This window comes from Cohnella sp. (assembly GCF_041640265.1).
Lineage (GTDB): Bacteria > Bacillota > Bacilli > Paenibacillales > Paenibacillaceae > Cohnella.
Genome location: NZ_JBEQAP010000020.1, coordinates 20,836 through 40,143, shown reverse-complemented (window position 1 = coordinate 40,143; position 19,308 = coordinate 20,836). Strand labels below are relative to the sequence as shown.

At 46.8% G+C, this 19,308-nt stretch carries 16 protein-coding genes; 14 read left to right on the top strand and 2 right to left on the bottom strand.

Annotated features, from left to right (window positions below):
* Nucleotides 1–45 precede the first annotated feature (45 nt).
* The 8 genes from dxs (at nt 46) to ACESLK_RS15550 (ending at nt 8,950) form a co-directional block, all read left to right on the top strand.
* Nucleotides 46–1,941 (top strand): 1-deoxy-D-xylulose-5-phosphate synthase, encoded by a 1,896-nt coding sequence (dxs, locus tag ACESLK_RS15585; protein ID WP_373230474.1) that lies wholly within the window; start codon nt 46–48, stop codon nt 1,939–1,941.
* Entirely contained in the window at nt 1,941–2,792 is an 852-nt protein-coding gene (locus tag ACESLK_RS15580) for a TlyA family RNA methyltransferase (protein WP_373230473.1), read from the top strand. Before dxs ends, ACESLK_RS15580 begins: the two co-directional genes overlap by 1 nt.
* Before the next feature lie 208 nt (nt 2,793–3,000).
* Nucleotides 3,001–3,465: a hypothetical protein gene (locus ACESLK_RS15575; protein WP_373230472.1), complete on the top strand. Its 465-nt coding sequence runs from the start codon at nt 3,001–3,003 to the stop codon at nt 3,463–3,465.
* Entirely contained in the window at nt 3,465–3,911 is a 447-nt protein-coding gene (gene ahrC / locus ACESLK_RS15570) for a transcriptional regulator AhrC/ArgR (RefSeq protein ID WP_373230471.1), read from the top strand. Before ACESLK_RS15575 ends, ahrC begins: the two co-directional genes overlap by 1 nt.
* 48 nt (nt 3,912–3,959) lie before the next feature.
* Nucleotides 3,960–5,645 carry a DNA repair protein RecN gene (recN, locus tag ACESLK_RS15565; protein WP_373230470.1) on the top strand — a complete coding sequence of 562 codons (1,686 nt, stop codon included), beginning with the start codon at nt 3,960–3,962 and terminating at the stop codon, nt 5,643–5,645.
* Nucleotides 5,646–5,801: 156 nt separating this feature from the next.
* Nucleotides 5,802–7,100, top strand: a complete 1,299-nt coding sequence (spoIVB, locus tag ACESLK_RS15560) for a SpoIVB peptidase (protein WP_373230546.1) — start codon at nt 5,802–5,804, stop codon at nt 7,098–7,100.
* 280 nt (nt 7,101–7,380) lie between these two features.
* Nucleotides 7,381–8,190, top strand: a complete 810-nt coding sequence (gene spo0A / locus ACESLK_RS15555) for a sporulation transcription factor Spo0A (RefSeq protein ID WP_373230468.1) — start codon at nt 7,381–7,383, stop codon at nt 8,188–8,190.
* 124 nt (nt 8,191–8,314) lie between these two features.
* Complete coding sequence (locus ACESLK_RS15550) at nt 8,315–8,950, top strand: SGNH/GDSL hydrolase family protein (RefSeq protein WP_373230466.1); 636 nt, start codon at nt 8,315–8,317, stop codon at nt 8,948–8,950.
* 80 nt (nt 8,951–9,030) lie between these two features.
* Here ACESLK_RS15550 and yicI read toward each other — a convergent pair whose 3' ends face one another.
* Nucleotides 9,031–11,358, bottom strand: coding sequence for an alpha-xylosidase (gene yicI / locus ACESLK_RS15545; protein WP_373230465.1), 2,328 nt, complete (start codon nt 11,356–11,358; stop codon nt 9,031–9,033).
* Between the two features lie 128 nt (nt 11,359–11,486).
* On the opposite strand from yicI, the gene ACESLK_RS15540 reads away from it, so the two are divergent.
* On the top strand, nt 11,487–12,368 hold the full coding sequence (locus ACESLK_RS15540) for an AraC family transcriptional regulator (protein ID WP_373230463.1): 882 nt from the start codon (nt 11,487–11,489) through the stop codon (nt 12,366–12,368).
* 67 nt (nt 12,369–12,435) lie between these two features.
* Entirely contained in the window at nt 12,436–13,590 is a 1,155-nt protein-coding gene (locus ACESLK_RS15535; protein ID WP_373230462.1) for a peptidylprolyl isomerase, read from the top strand.
* A 146-nt stretch (nt 13,591–13,736) separates the two neighbouring features.
* On the opposite strand, the gene ACESLK_RS15530 is transcribed toward ACESLK_RS15535, so the two are convergent.
* The gene (locus ACESLK_RS15530; RefSeq protein WP_373230460.1) at nt 13,737–14,069 is read right to left on the bottom strand and encodes a DUF2627 domain-containing protein; all 333 of its coding nucleotides are present in this window, start codon (nt 14,067–14,069) and stop codon (nt 13,737–13,739) included.
* 145 nt (nt 14,070–14,214) lie between these two features.
* On the opposite strand from ACESLK_RS15530, the gene lpdA reads away from it, so the two are divergent.
* The 4 genes from lpdA (at nt 14,215) to ACESLK_RS15510 (ending at nt 19,282) form a co-directional block, all read left to right on the top strand.
* Nucleotides 14,215–15,645 (top strand): dihydrolipoyl dehydrogenase, encoded by a 1,431-nt coding sequence (lpdA, locus tag ACESLK_RS15525; protein ID WP_373230459.1) that lies wholly within the window; start codon nt 14,215–14,217, stop codon nt 15,643–15,645.
* A 192-nt stretch (nt 15,646–15,837) separates the two neighbouring features.
* Complete coding sequence (locus tag ACESLK_RS15520; RefSeq protein ID WP_373230458.1) at nt 15,838–16,866, top strand: thiamine pyrophosphate-dependent dehydrogenase E1 component subunit alpha; 1,029 nt, start codon at nt 15,838–15,840, stop codon at nt 16,864–16,866.
* Nucleotides 16,866–17,852: an alpha-ketoacid dehydrogenase subunit beta gene (locus ACESLK_RS15515; RefSeq protein ID WP_373230457.1), complete on the top strand. Its 987-nt coding sequence runs from the start codon at nt 16,866–16,868 to the stop codon at nt 17,850–17,852. Before ACESLK_RS15520 ends, ACESLK_RS15515 begins: the two co-directional genes overlap by 1 nt.
* 38 nt (nt 17,853–17,890) lie before the next feature.
* Entirely contained in the window at nt 17,891–19,282 is a 1,392-nt protein-coding gene (locus ACESLK_RS15510; RefSeq protein WP_373230456.1) for a dihydrolipoamide acetyltransferase family protein, read from the top strand.
* Nucleotides 19,283–19,308: the final 26 nt, after the last annotated feature.

The window sequence follows — 19,308 nt, the reverse complement described above, 5'->3', positions numbered from 1 at the left end:
GGTATAATAGTGGTAATATCAAGATGAGGAAAGCGGGGAACAAACTTGTTGCTCGAGCATATCGACAGTCCTACCGACTTAAAAAAATTGACGATACCAGAACTTCCTCTATTGGCGGAAGAAATTCGGCATTTTTTAATTCAAAAATTATCTGCTACTGGTGGTCATCTTGCACCAAACCTAGGTGTTGTTGAGCTAACACTGGCGCTGCATTATTTGTATAATAGCCCGCAAGATAAATTTATTTATGATGTCGGACATCAAGCTTATGTGCATAAAATCCTAACAGGGCGTAAAGACCGTTTCGATACTCTTCGACAGAAGAACGGATTATGCGGATTTGTTAAACGGGGCGAAAGCGAGCATGATGTTTGGGAAGCGGGCCATAGCAGCACCTCTTTGTCGGCAGCAATGGGAATGGCATTAGCACGCGATATGAAGGGTGACACGAATAAAGTCATTGCGATTATCGGGGACGGCGCACTCACAGGCGGTATGGCATTGGAAGCACTTAATCATATCGGTCATGAGAAACGTAATTTAATGGTGATTCTTAATGATAATGAAATGTCGATCGCTCCGAATGTCGGAGCCATTCACAACTACTTAGGAAAAGTTAGATCTGAGAAAATATATCGTAAAGCAAAAGACGAGCTGGATTGGCTCTTGCGTAAAGTACCGGCGATTGGTGGTAAGCTGGCACGTACGGCTGAACGAGTGAAGGATAGCTTGAAATACTTGGTAACGCCTGACGGGATGTTATTCGAGGAATTTGGTTTGAAATATTTCGGGCCCGTAGATGGCCATGATATTACGAAGCTAATGGATACTTTCAAGCAAGCGGAAAGCGTGAATGGTCCCGTTCTGGTTCACGTGCTTACTGTCAAAGGTAAAGGCTATTCACCCGCGGAGGAAGATTCCCACAAGTGGCACGGAATAACAGGCTCCTATAAGATTGAATCAGGGCAAGTGGTTAAACCAGTCGGACCGCCAATGTACACTGAAGTGTTTGGCAACACTATAATCGAGCTTGCAGAGCAAGACAAGCGAATCGTAGCGGTAACGCCGGCTATGCCCGGCGGTTCAGGACTCATGAAGTTTATGGAGAAATTCCCCGATCGCATGTTCGACGTCGGAATTGCCGAACAGCATGCGGCCACAATGTCAGCTGCTTTGGCTATGGAAGGAATGAAGCCTGTCTTTGCGGTGTATTCAACCTTCTTGCAGAGGGCTTATGATCAGGTTGTTCATGATATTTGCCGACAAAATTTGAACGTCATCTTCGCCATTGACCGTGCCGGCTTCGTCGGTGGAGACGGAGAGACCCATCAGGGCGTATATGATATTGCCTTCCTGAGGCATATCCCGAATATGGTGCTTATGATGCCTAAAGACGAAAACGAGCTAAGAAATATGCTCAAGACAGCTGTGGATTACAACGACGGTCCAATAGCCGTTCGTTATCCACGTGTAGCAGCTACAGGTGCAGCAATAGATGAAGTGATGACTTCGATTCAGATTGGTACATGGGAAACGGTAAGAGAAGGCGACTATGCGGTAATTCTGGCGATTGGGCCTATGGTTCAAGTGGCAGAGGAAGCGGCGGAATTACTAAAGCGTGAAGGCATTAATGTTCGAATTATTAATGCCAGATTCATCAAGCCTCTCGATGAGAAGATGTTAACCGCCCTTGCCATTGAACGAATCCCGTTAATGGTTATAGAAGAAGGAGCAGTGCAAGGCGGCTTGGGAAGTGCCATCTTAGAGTATTACTGCTTGCAGGGTATCCAACCTGCTTCCATCCATATTGCCGGCGTTCCTGATGTGTACATTGAGCATGCCACAATCAAGGAACAACGGGAAGAAAGCGGCTTGACAGCAGAAGCAGTTGCTCAGAAGCTTGCTTCATTGCGCGTCCGCAAAAGGCAGCGGGCAACTTAATGGACAAAACTACTTCTTCTAAAGAACGTTTAGACGTTCTTCTATTGGAGCTCGGCTATTACGAAAGCAGAGAAAAAGCGAAGGCTGCCATTATGGCAGGCTTGGTATTTATCGGAACAGAGCGAGTCGATAAAGCAGGCACGAAGGTACCCCGTGACGCGGCACTAACCGTTAAAGGAGCCCCTCATCCTTATGTGAGCCGCGGCGGGTTAAAGCTCGAGAAGGCGATAAAGCATTTTGAATTAGATTTACGGGATATCACTATGCTGGATATAGGTGCATCCACTGGAGGGTTTACGGATTGTGCCCTGCAGAACGGCGCTAAGCGAGTATATGCTGTTGATGTCGGATACAATCAATTAGATTGGTCCTTACGACAGGACAAGCGTGTTCAGGTGTTAGAGCGAACGAACTTCCGGCATATGACGATCGATCAGCTTGATGGTCCTAACCCTGGGATTGCAACCATTGATGTATCCTTTATCTCCTTAAAGCTAATTTTACCGGTTCTAGCAGGTTTGCTGGAAGCAAACGGAATCACAGTGGCTCTAATTAAACCCCAGTTCGAAGCAGGGAGAGAGCAAGTTGGTAAATCGGGCGTTATTCGAGATCCAGCGGTTCATGCGAGCGTATTGCGCGAGGTATTGACCGCTGCATTCGAGCTGGGCTATGAGCTTAAAGGACTTACTTACTCCCCTATAACAGGCGGAGAAGGAAATATCGAATTTCTCGCATACTGGCGTTTATCAAACTCAGTAGAAGCTTCACCTGATTTCATGACCGAACATTTACCCAAGCTGATTAAACAGACCGTCGAAGAAGCAAAAGCAGCTTTCCGGCGCAATCCGTAAGAAGCGATGGATAGCAATTGCCCGGTTGACCCGGAGCTGCCGAAGAACGGCCGGATAAACTTGAACCGGAACGTACTTGGAAGCTTCGGGTTTTTTATATTAAAAAGGAATATGAAACAGTGATCTCGAAAGGAAATAGAGAAATAAGAACAACATGGGTTTGCAGCTTCCTTTCCTCATTCGACTGATGTATCGGGGAGGCTGACTCATGGAGAGGTTTGGAGATTGGGTAATCATGCTGGCTGCTGCCAGCCTTATGGTTTGGTGGGTTTTTAAGCGCTTTGGGCGTTGGCTTCATGAGCCGCCGGGATCAAGGCTTCGTAAGCTTGCGCGAGCCGGCGGTGTTATACAGGATGACAACGTGGCGCTTCTTCAAACTAAGGGATATGAGGTGTTGTCGGGTAAACATCGCGTTACGCTCGGGGTTGAATTAGATGACGGTCCAACGATGCCAACACGCTTGTATTTCGATTATCTAGCCAAGAAAGAGGATAAGTATTACTTAGTTAAGCTGGAGCGCGCGAGGCAACCGCTTGATTGGACGGCAAGCGGTTTGCGTGAAAGCTTGCTTGTGTATGCTCTATTATTCCCCGACTGCGAGGGGATCATGATCGTAACGCTAAGGGATCAGCAATTAAAAATCGTGCGATTCAAAGTGGAGGCTGGGCAGTAATGAAGGGACAACGGCAACGCAAGATACGTGAGCTGATCGGAGCTAGAGAAATCGAGACCCAAGAGGATCTAGTCGAGGAGCTCAGCAAAGAAGGCATGCAGGTTACCCAGGCAACGGTGTCAAGAGATATCAAAGAAATGCAGCTGATCAAAGTGCCGCTTGAAGATGGGCGATACAAGTACTCCATGCCCCAGGACCAAAGATTCAATCCCGCTCATAAGCTGAAGCGAGCTCTTCTGGATCATTTCGTCGGAGCAGAGGCCGCGGAAAATCTGGTTGTCCTTAAATGCTTGCCGGGTACGGCAAATACGTTTGCATCGCTCATTGACGGGATGGATTGGCCTGAGGTCATTGGAACGATCGCAGGAGATGATACGACGCTTCTTATCGTTAAATCGAAAGCTCAGTGTGAAGATGTCCTTGAACGTATTAACGATATGATGTAATCATTGCCATAGCTGTTTTATCTATTATCGATATCAAGGGGGCATTCCATGCTTCGGGAATTAACAATCCGCAATTTGGCAGTTATCGAACATGTATCCGTATCTTTTCACCCAGGCTTTCATGTTCTAACGGGAGAAACTGGAGCAGGAAAATCAATAGTTATTGATGCCTTAGCTTTAACTGCCGGAGGCAGAGGATCTGCTGAAATGATCCGCCACGGCTGTGATAGAGCAGACATTGAAGCTTTATTCGATTTGCCCGGGCAGCATCCTGTTTGGGAAACGCTTCAACGCATAGGAGTTGAGGCAGACTCCGAAGAAACGTTAATAATTAGACGGGAAATTCTTGCGCAAGGGAAGTCGACAGCCAGAATTAACGGGCAAGGTGTTACGCTTACGATGCTCAGAGAAGTAGGAGAGCACCTTGTTAATATTCACGGACAGCATGAGCACCAATCGCTTTTACGAACGGAGAAGCATTTGGAGTGGCTGGATTCATTTGCTGGAGAGAACATTTTGCAAGAGAAATTAACTTATCGTATTCATTATCAGCAATATCAGGCAATTAGTCGTGAGAGGCGCGAGTTAGAGGAGAAATCCCGGCTGGGCATGCAGATGCTTGATCTGTATCGATTTCAAGTCGAAGAAATTGAAGCTGCTAAGTTAAAGCCGGGAGAAGATGAATCATTGGATGATGAACGGCGCAAACTATCCCATGCGGAGAAGTTAATGGACGCTGTTACTGAGGCATATGATCTCCTTTATGGAACCAAAGGATTATCTGCCTTATCACGTGCCTTAACCCGGCTGCAGGATATTGTGAAGGTTGATCCACTCGTTCTGCAACCTCTAGTCGAACAATTACAGTCCGCTTATTATGGTGTTGAAGATAGTGCATTTCAATTAAGGGATTATAAAGAAAATATTGAGTTCAATCCTGGGCGACTAGCTCAAATCGAACAGCGATTGGATCTTATTCATAGCTTGAAGCGGAAATACGGGGAAACGACCGAAGACATATTGAATCATCAATTAAAAATCAAAGCAGAGGCGGATCAGCTCGAAAATCGCGATGAGCTGCTAAGGGAACTTGCAGAGCAGGAAGAAACTTTACATAAAGAGCTTCGTTTACAGGCAGAGAAGCTAAGCACGATACGGAGAGCTGCTTCTAGGGTGTTAGCCAAACAAATCGAACAAGAGCTTGCACACCTTCAGATGGAGCGTTCGGTGTTTGAAGTTAAGCTTGGGACAATCTCCATGACCATCTCGGGTGCAGATACTGCCGAATTCGTTCTTTCAACGAATCCTGGTGAGCCGCCCAAACCACTTGCCAAAATCGCTTCCGGAGGCGAAATGTCAAGGGTAATGCTTGCCCTTAAGGCGATTTTTTCCCGGATTGATGAAATACCCGTTCTCGTCTTCGATGAAGTGGATACCGGGGTAAGCGGAAGAGCTGCTCAGGCTGTTGCAGAAAAGCTTTCTTTACTGTCCATGCATTGCCAGGTATTTGCCATTACTCATCTCCCGCAGGTCGCTTGCATGGCCGATCATCAATATGAAATCCGGAAACAAATTACTCAAGGAGATCGTACCCAAACTTCAGTAACAGAGCTTATTTCGGTTCAAAGGGTTGAGGAGTTAGCAAGGATGCTGGGAGGAGTGGAAGTTACGGAAAAAACTCGCCATCATGCTCAAGAAATGCTTACTTTGGCACAGCGACAAAAAAACGCGTAAGGGCGCGAAAAATCAATTCGAAAGGAAGCTTTTCGGGAACATAAAACAAGGGCGCCACGGTTACCTTATAGGTACGTTATCGGCAACAAACCATAAGCCGATTAGACTGTAAGGGAGCGTGAGGACTTGTACCAGAAGCACTCCAGAAAACGTCGAATGGGTCTTGTTATTGTTATTATGCTGTGTATAGCTGTTTGTTCAGCGCCATTTCAACATTTTGCTGAGTTTCCTAATCAATTAAGGCTTTTTCAAGGTCAAGCGATTTCCCTGCATTACGCTATGCCGGTACATGCTCAAGGAAGCTTGAATCCTCAGGTCGCAGGTATTAATGGAAGCAGCAACGCATCTGTTCAAGTCGATCTAAGGCAGCCTTTATCTATTCAACCCAAGCATAGTGGCGTGACGGAGCTTAAGCTTAAGCTATTTGGCAAAATCCCTTTCAAAACCGTCCGATTGCAAGTTATTCCGGATTTGCGGGTCATTCCGGGCGGACAAACCATTGGTGTAAAGGTTAAATCGGCAGGGATTATGGTTGTTGGGCACCATCAAGTACAAACAAATGAGAATTCAAAAATTTCCCCGGGAGAAGATGCGAAGCTTCGGTTAGGTGATCTTATTATTGAAATTAATGGCCAATCGTGTAACGATATTTCCAAGATCGCACCTTTCGCTGAAGCTGCTGGTCGTAACGGAGAACCACTTCAATTGTTGGTACAAAGAGGCAAGGAAAGATTCAAAACATCGCTTAAGCCTGCATATGATCAGCAAGATAAGGCTTGGCGGCTGGGACTGTACATCCGCGACTCTGCAGCAGGCGTTGGTACATTAACCTTCTATGCTCCTGATCAGGGTGTATATGGAGCTCTGGGCCATGTCATTACAGATATGGATACTCAAACCCCGATTGTCGTAGGAAGCGGTGAAATTCTGCAATCCAGTGTTACATCAATATCTAAGAGCCAAAGCGGAGAGCCGGGAGAGAAGAGAGCCCATTTCCTTAAAGAGGGTCGAACGTTAGGCAATGTAGAGCGCAATACTCCGTTTGGTATTTTCGGACAGATGAAGCAAATGCCGGATCATGCGTTTCACGCAGAGCCGATGCAGGTTGCTTTTGCAGAAGAGGTTGAGGAAGGTCCAGCTCAAATATTAACCGTCGTTGACAAGCAGAAAGTAGAAAAATTCGATATTGAGATCGTTCATGTATCCAAACAGAGCTCTCCTGCAACAAAAGGAATGGTCATTAAGGTTACCGATCCTAAGTTGCTTGAGCGTACTGGAGGAATTGTTCAAGGTATGAGCGGAAGCCCAATTATTCAGAAAGGCAAATTGATTGGAGCCGTAACGCATGTATTCGTGAATGATCCAGCTTCCGGATATGGATGCTTTATCGAGTGGATGTTGCAGGATGCGGGTATCATGCTCAATCCTCAGCAAGCGATTTCTAAGGCGGTTTAGCGCCTTAGATTTTGCTCATTTCGGAAACATTAATCATTTGTCGAAAAAAACAGAAAAAAATCATGATTTGACATGTTCTGACGTAAAACAATCATTATATTCGATTTAACAAAAAAAATAAAGAATTTTTTTTAATGTTAGAAGGAATTGTTAAATGCAATGTCGAAATCGGATAAACAGAGAAACGATAAGCGTTTTTCGTCACAGATAAGGATAGGCGAATAGCTGATACTTTCTGAATCATAATTTAATCTCGTTCAGAGAAAGGGAGGACCAGACATTGCAGCGGATTGAAGTGTTCTTAGCAGACGACAACCGAGAATTTACAAACTTATTATCAGAGTACATCCAAGAGCAGGATGATATGACGGTCATCGGAATAGCGTACAACGGAGAAGAGGTCATTCGTCAGCTGGAGGAAACCCGCAGGGTTCCGGATGTTATGATCCTCGATATTATTATGCCGCATCTTGATGGACTTGGTGTTCTTGAGAAATTGCGGGATATGAACTTATCACCAATGCCTAAGATCATCATGCTAACGGCATTTGGACAAGAGAACATTACACAGCGTGCGGTACAGCTTGGCGCTTCTTACTACATACTTAAACCGTTCGACATGGATGTTCTTGCTAATCGGATTCGTCAGCTTGCGGGCACGACAGCTACATCGTCGGTAATGACATCTTCATCGGGAAATATGAGCCGCTCGAATATCGTACAAATCGGCAAACCGAAAAACCTCGATGCCAATATCACCAGCATCATCCACGAAATTGGCGTACCTGCACATATTAAAGGATATCAGTATTTGCGCGAGGCTATTACGATGGTATATAACAACATCGAAATTCTTGGCGCAATCACTAAAACTTTGTATCCTGCTATTGCTGAGAAATTCAAGACGACGCCATCACGCGTTGAACGCGCAATCCGCCATGCGATTGAAGTGGCATGGACACGCGGCAATATTGACAGTATCAGCCATTTATTTGGCTACACGATCAATATCGCGAAGTCGAAGCCCACCAACAGCGAGTTTATCGCAATGGTGGCAGACAAGCTGCGTATTGAGCATAAAGTGAGCTAGAAACAGGGCGAGTTAAGCAAGGATCACAAATACCACTTGTTTATTGGTTTTCAAACCAGTAAACAAGTGGTGTTTTTAATGAAAATACCGTTGCTTAGCAAAATCAATGGGGGGAACAAGAAAAATGAACAAACAAGTAATCTTATTTCAGGGTGATTCTATAACCGATGGTGCGCGTTCTAGGAATGACGATCCTAATCATATTCTCGGACACAGCTATGCTTATATTATCGCCGCCAAGCTTTCTCATGATCTTGCAGGAATCCAGCCACAATTTATTAACAGGGGAATAAGTGGCAATAGAGCTTCGGATCTATATGCTCGTTGGAATGAGGACGCGATTAACATTAAGCCTACAGTGCTCAGCATATTAATTGGCGTGAACGACGCATGGAGAAGTATGAACGGTGAACCTAGCGGGGTAACGGATCGTTTCGAGAGATCATACAAGCATATTTTGGAGGAAACAAAGGAAGTATTGCCTTCGACAAGACTGGTATTATGCGAACCGTTCATCTTGAATACCGGGGCTCCCGCGGAAAATTGGGACAAATGGAATGAGCTGCTGAATACTTATCAACGAACCGTGCGTAAATTAGCGGAAGACTTCGATGCCGTTTTCGTTCCGATTCAGAAAGCATTCAATCAAGCTTGCAATCATGCTGATCCTTCATACTGGCTATGGGATGGCGTTCATCCGACTGCTGCAGGTCACGAGTTAATCGCTCGTCAATGGTTATCGGCGGTCAAGGCTATTTAAATCCAGGTACTCAACTAAAAGCAATATAAAAGAGCTTGCCGCGAACCAGAGAGTGGTTTGCAGCAAGCTCTTTTTTTGGTTTAAAGCGTAATAACAACCGATTTAAAGCCGCTGGCAGGAACCACAAGCGTACCTTGCTCATGAGCGCTCGCTTGACCGTTTTGGACATCAGAGATAGCGTATTCTCCGCGCAGGAGCAAACTCCAACCTTCAGTATTATTGCCTTCAGCTTCGACTGTAATTTGGTTGCCGCTGCGTGTTGCCTTTACCGACAATTGCAGCTCGCCCTTCATTGTCGGAACCGAAGCAGAGGCGACAGAACCGTCCTGGAGCGCGAACAGCTGCAGCATGACACCATCGGCGTAATTGTAATCAGGTTTGTTCTCTTCTTTGCCTATAGGGATTAAGCTGTTCTCCCTAACAAAGAGAGGGAGGTTAAAGTAATCATAACGTTCCTTATGCCAAGATCCACCCTGCACCCGTTCTCCTGTAAGGAAATGAGTCCATGTCCCTTGCGGCAAGTAATATGTCGCTTCACCTTCTGCATTAAAGATCGGAGCAACGAGCAGGTTATCACCGAGCATATATTGCCGGTCGACATAATCACAGGTCGGGTCATCACCGAATTCAAGCACCATCGCTCGCATGAGCGGGATTCCTCGACTAGAGGATTCCACTGATTTCCCAAACAAATAAGGCATTAAGCGCATCTTGAGCTTCGTGAAATGGCGAAGCACGTCAACCGCTTCTTCATCGTATAACCAAGGTACACGGTATGATGTGCTCCCATGTAACCGGCTATGGCTGGATAATAAACCGAATTGCACCCAACGTTTATAAAGATCAGGCGGTGAGCTTTGCTCGAATCCCCCGATATCGTGACTCCAATAACCAAACCCCGACAAGCCAAGCGACAACCCACCGCGCAGGCTTTCTGCCATTGATTCGTACGTCGCTTCGCAATCGCCGCCCCAGTGTACCGGGAATTGTTGTCCGCCGGCTGTAGCAGAGCGCGCGAATAAAGCAGCTTCGCCCTTGCCGCGTTTCTCCTCTAACAGCTCGAATACGACTTTATTGTACAGCTGTGTATAGTAATTGTGCATTTGCTGAGGATCCGAACCGTCATAATAGACTACATCTGTCGGAATCCTCTCGCCGAAATCGGTTTTGAAGCTGTCGACGCCCATATCCATAAGAGCGCTAAGCTTGTCTTTGAACCACTGACATGCGGCGGGATTCGTGAAGTCTACGATGCCCATGCCGTATTGCCATAAATCCCATTGCCACACGCTGCCATCTTGCTTCTTCAGTAAATAACCTTTTTCCATACCCTCATCGAATAGTGCGGATCGCTGAGCGATGTATGGATTAATCCATACGCAAATTTTGAGGCCTTTAGCCTTTAATCTCTCCAGCATGCCGACAGGGTCCGGGAAAACGCGCTCATCCCATTCGAAGTTACACCATTCATACTCTTTCATCCAGAAGCAATCAAAGTGGAATACGGCCAGCGGAAGATCGCGTTCTGCCATTCCTTCTACGAAGCTCGTAACGGTAGCTTCATCATAATTCGTTGTGAAGGATGTGGTTAGCCATAAGCCATAAGACCAAGCGGGAGGCAATGCCGGCTTACCGGTTAGCGAGGTATAGTTCTGGAGTACATCCTTTAGAGATTGTCCGCCAATGAGGAAATACTCTAGACATTCTCCCTGTACGCTGAATTGTGTTTTGGAAACCATCTCCGAGCCTACCTCGAACGAGACCAATTCGGGATGATTAACGAAAACGCCATATCCGCGATTGGTCAAATAGAAGGGAATATTCTTATACGACTGCTCGGAAGCCGTGCCGCCATCCTGGTTCCAAATATCGACGACTTGTCCATTCTTCACGAAAGAGGTAAATCTTTCCCCTAAGCCATAGACGGTTTCGCCTACGCTAAGAGACAGCTGCTCGCGGAAGTGATGGTTTCCGTCTTCGGCTTTAATATAAGCGGTGGAACGGGTACCGCTGCTTGTCAGCTTCTTATCCTTGTAAGTATAGGTTATCGAAACAGGGTGCTTCTTCGTAATGGTAACAGTTGTATCTCCACTGCTTAAGCTTACGAATGCTTCATTGTTGTCTACGACCACGGGAGCATTACCCGAAGTCAGTAAGGGGAAAGATGAAGGTCCTTTACGTAAGGTACCTTTATGGTGATAGAGCTTGACTCGGATTACATCGGGCAGCGGCGAGGAGAATTCCATCGTCATTAAGGGTTCGTTGAGCGTGTTTCCTCGCGTTTCAAGGTGCCGGTGTGTGGCATAGACCGTAATGGAATCCTGCTCTGCTTTGACATCATGGATTTCATAGGGGCTTAAAGCTTGATATCCTTCTCGAGTCATCCAATAGCCATCGGAAAATTTCATCGATTATTATTCCCTTCTATTTGAAAGTTTGTTGTAAACGTAACTAATAACATTATAATGATATTATTGATGATTATCTTGCATTATAATGCTATTTAGTAGCAAAATTGTGATATAGGAGAATTGCAATGGATATAAAGGTTCAACGTGAAAATAGATTGCATGGCAATCCACAATTTCCTCTTGCTGTCTATTTGCAGGAGCGGAAAGCCTTCGAACCCATACTGGACAACCATTGGCATGAGGAAGCTGAATTTTTATGGATAGTTAGCGGACAAGCCATATTCCAAATCGGGTTAGCCACATTCGAGCTTCATGCAGGAGAAGGAATATACATTCCGTGCGGTGAAGTGCATGGCGGTTATTCGCTCGAAAACTCACCGTGTACGTATGTGGCTATGGTTTTTCATCTGGATTGGCTGACAGAAGCAAAGGATGGAGCAGCGCTCCGTTTTTTGCAGCCCATACAGAGGGGGGAAGCCGTTATTCCTTCGAAATACACAGAAGCAACGATTTGGGGCGAACTTGTAATGCAACGTCTATCTAGGATAAATCAATTTTACGAAGCCGATGATGCAGCCAGAGAAATGAAAATAAAGGCAGAGCTTTACTTATTATTCGCGGATTTGATCAGTAACGAGCAATGGACTCTTAGAGATCCGTCGAGCTCTGTCGATACGCTGACCATCGACCGACTTAAAGGTGCTGTTGCGTATATCGAGGAAAATTGTGGGCAACCCATTACAGTAGGGCAATTAGCTGAAGCTGCTAGAATGAGTACTGGCCATTTCAGCCGAATATTCAAGTCGTTTATGAGAAAAACACCAATGGAATACGTAAATCATTACCGGATCCAACAAGCGGCTTATCTTCTGCAGAATGTTAATATAACGGTGGCAGAGGCCGCAATGGAGGTAGGTTTAACTAATTTCAGCTACTTTAGCAAGAAATTTAAGTCGATTTATGACTGCACACCTTCTGATTTTCGTAAAAAATTAAGGTGCCTTTAAGGTAATTTCCCGAAATTCTGATATAGTGAGTAGGGCAGTTGTTAATATTCGAGGAGGAAATACCACAATGAGCGAACGCAATGAACAGGATAATCAGTTAGACATTGAACAACTAGAGAACGAAGAGCAAGAGGAAGAACTTATCGAAAACGAACAAATTGAGAATGAATTAGAGTATCGGGAGCAGCCTGAGTTGCAAGAGCAACGAGAGCTGTTAGGGAATGAATCTGCAAATAAGAATGCAGAGAAACCAGCGGCACCAGCTCAGAGTGGATCATCGCTTATCGTTCCTTGGGTAATCGCGATCATTGCTATTGCGGCATTATTTTTCGTACTCATAAGGAACCCTTCAGGCGGAGGTCTTAACGAAACCGTTGGCAAGATGGATGGTGCCACCTTCAAGACGGCTGATCTGTACACGGAGATGACGAAGCAAATGCCTGAAGGTCAGCAGGCTTCTATACTAGACAGCTTGATGACGATTAAGCTTATCGATCTGGAAGCGTCAAAGGCAGGAGTTTTTATTGAAGAAGCTGATCTTCAAGCCGAGATGGACAAGATCAAGAAAAACTTCGGTACGGAAGAAGAGTTTTCAGCTGCTTTACAACAGAGTGGAATGACGTTGGATGCATTGAGCGAGCAAATTAAAACTCAAATGAAGCTTCGCCAAATATTCGAGAAACAAACCCCGGTAACAGAGGATGATTTGAAAGCTTATTATGAGACAAATAAAGAAAACTTCGCAACGTCTCCTAAGCAGGTTCAAGCCTCGCATATTCTTCTAGCGACCCAGGAGGAAGCGGAAGCTGTGCTCGCCGAGCTTAAAGCAGGAAAAGATTTCGCAACTCTCGCCAAAGCCAAATCGCAGGATCCTGGCTCTAAGGACAATGGAGGAGAGCTTCCGCTATTCGGACGCGGAGAGATGAATGCAGGCTTTGAAGAAGCGGCATTCGCGCTAGCTAAGGGACAAATGAGCGAGGTTGTACAAGCAGAGAGCGGTTTCCATATCATTAAGGTAACGGATGTGAAAGAAGCCGTCATTCCGGCCTACGATGAAATCAAAGATGAGGTTAAACAAACCTTCTTCGATGAGAAGATCCAGACGGAAGGCGAAGCTTGGATGAACAAAGCGAAGAAAGAAAGAAATTACAAGAACCTGTTGACCGAAGAGCCGGAGCCAACATCTTCAGCCTCACCATCCGCTTCACCGCAAGCAGAGTAATTTCACAACCTAAGACAGCTTTCCGGATCCGATGATTGTTGGATACCCGGACAAGCTGTCTTTTTATCGTGGCTCGGAAGATAAAGGGGGCTACCCACTAAGCTATTTTTCGTAGCTTAGGGATAGCCCCGCTGTTTACTGTCCGTCTATTCTGCTTTACTTTCATTTGAACCGTTGGCGTTCGCATCCTTACGCGATGGACGCGGTGGACTCTTGGGACGAAAACGAGAGGATAAATAATTGCGTTTACGATCCCGGTAAAAAGTCCATCCTCCAATAAAGGCGATCCCAATCAGAAAAATTACGGCACCTATAATAAACATTCCCCAAGAGAAATCCGGAGCTGTTGATTCTATCCCACCCACTTGAGCAAAGTAGTCGTATAAGGCGTCTTTCATAAGCAAGAAACCATAAGCGGCTCCAATACCAGGAATCACTAGAAGCAGGATGGCTATCAGTCGCTGTATAATCATTTTCATAGGTTGTGAAAGCCTCCTTCCATACCTAATAACTATAACGATTTCCTCAAGTATTGTCTATGAACGTTCTGAGACCTGCTTGTTTTGTCCCGAAGGTCAAAAAAAGGTACAATAGGAAAGTGAGTTTACATACGGAGGGGAAATTATGCCTATCGAAGTCGATATCGCCATTATTGGCGGCGGGCCGGGTGGCTATACGGCAGCAGTCCGAGCAGCGCAAGCTGGACGCAGCGTTGTGATCATCGAAAGGGATAAGCTGGGTGGGACATGCCTGCATCGCGGGTGTATTCCGAGCAAGTCGCTGCTGAGGAGCGCAGAGGTTTATGCAACAATTGGAGAGGCTGCAGCCTATGGGGTTACAATTCCCGAGGGAAAGATCTCTGTCAATTGGAATACGGTGCTCCAACGCAAGAACAGTATCGTTGACCAATTATTCCGCGGCTTGCAGGCGCTTATGAAGCAGCATCGGATTGAAGTCTTGAATGGAAACGCACGGATTATCGGTCCTTCGATATTCTCGCCTCGGAGCGGGGCGATAGCCGTAGAGCTTGCCGATGGTGAATCGGAAACGGTAGTACCGAAAAATGTAATCATTGCGACAGGCTCCAGGCCTAGACGTTTAGATGGACTTGCATATGATGGTGTAAATATAGCAACGAGCGACGAAGCTCTGGATTGGCCTTCTCGTCCTTCATCTATTCTGATTATTGGCGGCGGCGTTATTGGTGTGGAATGGGCTTCGATGTTAAGCGACTTTGGTACGGAAGTTACGATAATAGAAACAGCCGATCGATTGCTTCCAACTGAGGACAAGGATATGGGAGCGGAGCTTGCAAAGGCGTTAAGAAAAAGAGGCGTTAAGATTATTACGAGTGCTTCCTTGCAGACAGCTGGTTGCAAAGTTTCAGATACTGGCGTGCAAGCAGAGGTTATAACTAAAGGAGAAACTCTGAGTTTGAACGCAGAGAGAATGCTCGTCTCTGTAGGCAGACAAGGTAATGTAGAAAATCTAGGCTTAGAAAATACGGATGTGAAGTCGGATAAGGGGTTCGTCTTGGTTAATCCGATTACGTTACAATCCGGTGAATCTCATATCTATGCAATCGGAGATTGCATAGGGGGTATTCAGCTTGCTCATGCAGCGATGCATGAGGCGTCGGTTGCGATAGACCATTTATTAGGCCGCAAGATTTCTCGAACGGCGGATCGGGATATTCCTCGGTGCATCTATTCTCGACCTGAGGCTGCATCCATTGGCTGGACCGAAGCAGATGCTAAAGCGCAGGGCTTCCCAATTAGAACGGCCAAGCTGCCGTTTCGTATTCTGGGCAAAGCGCTTGTATACGGTGAAGTCGAAGGTTTTGCTAAGGTCGTAGCGGATTCTGCTAGCGGAGATTTGCTTGGTGTTCATCTCGTTGGCGCACATGCAACGGAATTGATAGCTGAAGCTTCATTAGCGAAGCTGCTTGATGCTGTTCCTTGGGAGGTCGGCCGGACTATCCATCCTCATCCGACATTGTCCGAGGCGATGCAAGAGGTCATGCTTGCTTTAGACGGCGGAGCCAGTCACGGCTGACAATTGTCGAAGGAATGCTCAGTCCGGGAGAGAATCCTCTCCGCGGTGTGGAAGTGAAATGCCTGTTTTGGAAAAATACTCCTCGCGCAGGAGTTGGGCGTTTCTTTTTGCTTTCGAGCGGAGTATAATAGGTTTTAAGTTCAAGTATTAAGACCAGGTTATAAAACTATACCAAAGCAGGAGGACGCGCCCATGAATCAAGCAGGTTCCGTCCAGCAAACCCATAGACATACCGAAGTTGGCTTGTCCGATGAACGGGCAGTCGCCATGTACAAGACGATGATGCTTGCCCGGCGCTTCGATGAGCGCGGACAGCTGCTTAAACTGGCAGGCAAAGTTAATTTTCATATTTCCGGAATTACACAGGAGCTCTCGCAGGTTGCAATGGGCTTTGCCATGGATGTGAAGAAGGACTGGTTCCTGCCTTACTACCGGGACTATGGCCTTGTATTATCCATTGGAATGACCGTGAAAGACTTGATGCTTTCGTTATATGCGAAGGCTGAAGACCCGAATAGCGCAGGGCGGCAAATGCCCGGTCATTTCGGCAGCAAACGATTGCGGATTGTAACGGGCTCCAGTCCGGTGACGACCCAAGTTCCACATGCAACAGGCTTTGCTTTAGCCTCTAAGATGAGAGGGGAATCCTCGGTTTCTATTGTCACCTTCGGAGATGGCTCCAGCAATCAGGGAGATTTCCATGAGGGCTGTAATTTCGCTGGGGTACATCAACTTCCGGTTATTTTTGTATGCGAGAATAATCAATATGCCATCTCCGTTCCGCTTGCTAAGCAAACGAGAGGTCGCATCTGCGATCGTGCGCTTGGATACGGATTTCCCGGCATTCGCGTCGATGGAAGCGATCCGCTCGAAGTTTACAGGGTAGTAAAGGAAGCGCGAGACCGGGCAGTTGCCGGCGAGGGTCCGACATTGATTGAGATTATGACTTATCGGGTCACGGGGCATTCCGCGACGGATAACGATATGGACTATCGAACCAAAGAAGAGGTTGAGCCGCATAAGCTTAAAGATTCCTTAATGGATTATCGCCGATATTTGGAAAATACGAACCTGTGGTCTGAGGAACAGGAAGCATCCTTGCAGGTCGAGATTCGTGCGATAATTGATGAAGCGAACCAATATGCTGAGAAAGCACCTTATCAAGCGGTGGAAGATTCCTTCCGTCATGTTTATCTGGAAACAAGCGGGGAGGGCAACTAATGCCGGTTATTGAATATATCGAAGCGATTCGTTTGGCAATGAAGGAAGAGATGGAGAGAGATGAGGACGTTTTCTTCCTAGGAGAGGACGTCGGTCTTAAAGGCGGCGTGTTCGGAACGACAAAGGGTTTGCAACAGCAATTCGGAGAGCAGCGCGGTATTGATACTCCGCTGGCAGAATCCGCTATTGCAGGAGTTGCGATCGGGGCGGCGATGGCGGGAATGAAGCCGATTGCGGAGATGCAATATTCCGATTTCATGTTCCCGGCAACCAACCAAATCATCAGTGAAGCAGCGAAGATTCGTTACCGCTCGAACAATGACTGGGATTGCCCGATTGTCATCCGAGCGCCGATCGGCGGCGGGGTATTTGGCGGTTTGTACCATTCCCAATGCCCGGAGTCCGTATTCTTCGGAACGCCGGGACTTAAGATTGTAGCTCCAGCTACTGCTTATGATGCCAAAGGGCTGTTGAAGGCTGCCATTCGCGATCCGGATCCGGTTCTCTTCTTCGAGAACAAGAAATGCTATCGCCTTATTCTCGACGAGGTTCCGGATGAGGATTATGTTATCCCGATCGGTAAAGCGAACGTCATGAGAGAAGGCAGTGACATAACGGTTATCGGTTACAGCATGCCGCTTCACTTCGCTATGCAAGCAGCAGAAGAGCTTTCTGCGGAACACGGAATTGAAGCTCATATCCTTGATCTGCGCACGTTGCAGCCGCTTGACCGGGAAGGAATTCTCGAAGCCGTGGCCAAGACGGGGAAAGTCCTTATCGTTCATGAAGATAACAAAACAGGCGGGATTGGCGCGGAAGTATCCGCTATTATCGCTGAAGAGCTGTTATATGAGCTTGATGCTCCTATTCGTCGCCTGTGCGGACCTGACGTTCCGGCCATGCCGATTAACCCTATTGGAGAGAAGCACTTTCTGCTTAACAAAGAGAAGCTCAAGACAGCAATGCTGGAGCTCGCACGTTACTAATCCGGTGTATGGAATGGCCGGGGAGGAGCTACTAACAAATGGCGAAACAGTTAATTGAAATTACGATGCCGCAGCTGGCGGAATCGCTTGTCTCCGCTACGATTGACCGATGGCTGAAGCAACCGGGCGAGAAGGTAGAGATGTACGAGCCGATCTGTGAGATTCAGACTGACAAAGTCAATGCAGAGCTGCCTTCTACCATAATGGGAACGTTGAAAAAGCATCTAGTCGGTGAAGGTGAAACCGTTGAGGTGGGCACGGCGATCTGTCTTATTGAAACGGAAGCCTCCGGAGAAGAAGGCTACGCTGTAACAGAACAAACGGTACATGCTTCCGGTGAAGGCCAACAATCGTCTGCCTCATTTAGACCAGCGGCCGCCGCTTCAACTGGAGCAGGAATAGATACGAACAATCCTATGCGTCATCGCTATTCTCCAGCAGTACAGAGGCTTGCTGCAGAGCATGGTATAGAGCTAAGCCGAGTTTCGGGTACGGGTGAAGGCGGCCGTATTACTCGAAAGGACGTTCTGGATGCTGCAGAATCAGGTGTTGCTGCAGCGGGTGCGACTCAAGCCGCGGGAAATAGGATTTCCTCCGGTACAAGCAGCGGTTCTTCAGTAGGCGGGTTCGTAGCGATGGATCCGAAAGTTCCGGTACGGTCGACAGGGATTCACTTGTCCCAATCTCCGCGCATTCCGTCCGTGGAATCTCAAGGCCGGGAAATGCCTGGACGCGGTGAATATTTCATCGATATTACTCCGATCCGCAACACGATCGCCAGCCGCATGCGTCAGAGCGTAACGGAAATCCCTCATGCTTGGACAATGATTGAAGTTGATGTGACTAGCCTTGTCATGCTTCGCGGTAAGCTGAAGGATGATTTCCAGCGTCGTGAAGGTATTAATCTAACCTATATGCCGTTCCTGATCAAGGCGGTCGTAAATGCCATCAAGGATTATCCGATTATGAACTCCGTCTGGGCAGTAGACAAAATAATTGTCAAACGAGACATTAATATCTCACTTGCGGTTGGAACAGAAGATTCCGTTATTACTCCGGTAATTCGAAACGCTGATCAGAAGAATGTTCCAGGCATTGCCCGAGAAATCGATGAGCTAGTGAAGCGGACACGGAACAACAAGCTTACGCTGGACGATTTGCAGGGTGGAACCTTTACGGTGAATAATACAGGATCGTTCGGTTCGATTCTCTCGCAGCCGATTATCAACTATCCTCAGGCGGCGATTGTCACCTTTGAATCAATCGTGAAGAAACCTGTCGTCATTAATGACATGATTGCGGTTCGATCGATGGTAAACCTGTGCCTGTCTCTGGATCATCGGATTCTAGATGGAGTGATCTGCGGTCGTTTCCTCCAACGCGTGAAGGAAAACCTTGAAGGCTACAATATGGATACGAAGATATATTAACAGGTGTGCCCGGTTCATTGCCGCAT

Excerpts from the sequence above, each read along its gene's own strand:
- ACESLK_RS15550 (WP_373230466.1), top strand. The coding sequence starts at position 8,315 with ATGAACAAACAAGTAATCTTATTTCAGGGTGATTCTATAACCGATGGT.
- ACESLK_RS15580 (WP_373230473.1), top strand. The coding sequence starts at position 1,941 with ATGGACAAAACTACTTCTTCTAAAGAACGTTTAGACGTTCTTCTATTG.
- ACESLK_RS15540 (WP_373230463.1), top strand. The coding sequence starts at position 11,487 with ATGGATATAAAGGTTCAACGTGAAAATAGATTGCATGGCAATCCACAA.
- lpdA (WP_373230459.1), top strand. The coding sequence starts at position 14,215 with ATGCCTATCGAAGTCGATATCGCCATTATTGGCGGCGGGCCGGGTGGC.
- recN (WP_373230470.1), top strand. The coding sequence starts at position 3,960 with ATGCTTCGGGAATTAACAATCCGCAATTTGGCAGTTATCGAACATGTA.
- ACESLK_RS15520 (WP_373230458.1), top strand. The coding sequence starts at position 15,838 with ATGAATCAAGCAGGTTCCGTCCAGCAAACCCATAGACATACCGAAGTT.
- ACESLK_RS15510 (WP_373230456.1), top strand. The coding sequence starts at position 17,891 with ATGGCGAAACAGTTAATTGAAATTACGATGCCGCAGCTGGCGGAATCG.
- ACESLK_RS15535 (WP_373230462.1), top strand. The coding sequence starts at position 12,436 with ATGAGCGAACGCAATGAACAGGATAATCAGTTAGACATTGAACAACTA.
- ACESLK_RS15575 (WP_373230472.1), top strand. The coding sequence starts at position 3,001 with ATGGAGAGGTTTGGAGATTGGGTAATCATGCTGGCTGCTGCCAGCCTT.
- yicI (WP_373230465.1), bottom strand. The coding sequence starts at position 11,358 with ATGAAATTTTCCGATGGCTATTGGATGACTCGAGAAGGATATCAAGCT.
- ahrC (WP_373230471.1), top strand. The coding sequence starts at position 3,465 with ATGAAGGGACAACGGCAACGCAAGATACGTGAGCTGATCGGAGCTAGA.
- spoIVB (WP_373230546.1), top strand. The coding sequence starts at position 5,802 with ATGGGTCTTGTTATTGTTATTATGCTGTGTATAGCTGTTTGTTCAGCG.
- ACESLK_RS15530 (WP_373230460.1), bottom strand. The coding sequence starts at position 14,069 with ATGAAAATGATTATACAGCGACTGATAGCCATCCTGCTTCTAGTGATT.
- ACESLK_RS15515 (WP_373230457.1), top strand. The coding sequence starts at position 16,866 with ATGCCGGTTATTGAATATATCGAAGCGATTCGTTTGGCAATGAAGGAA.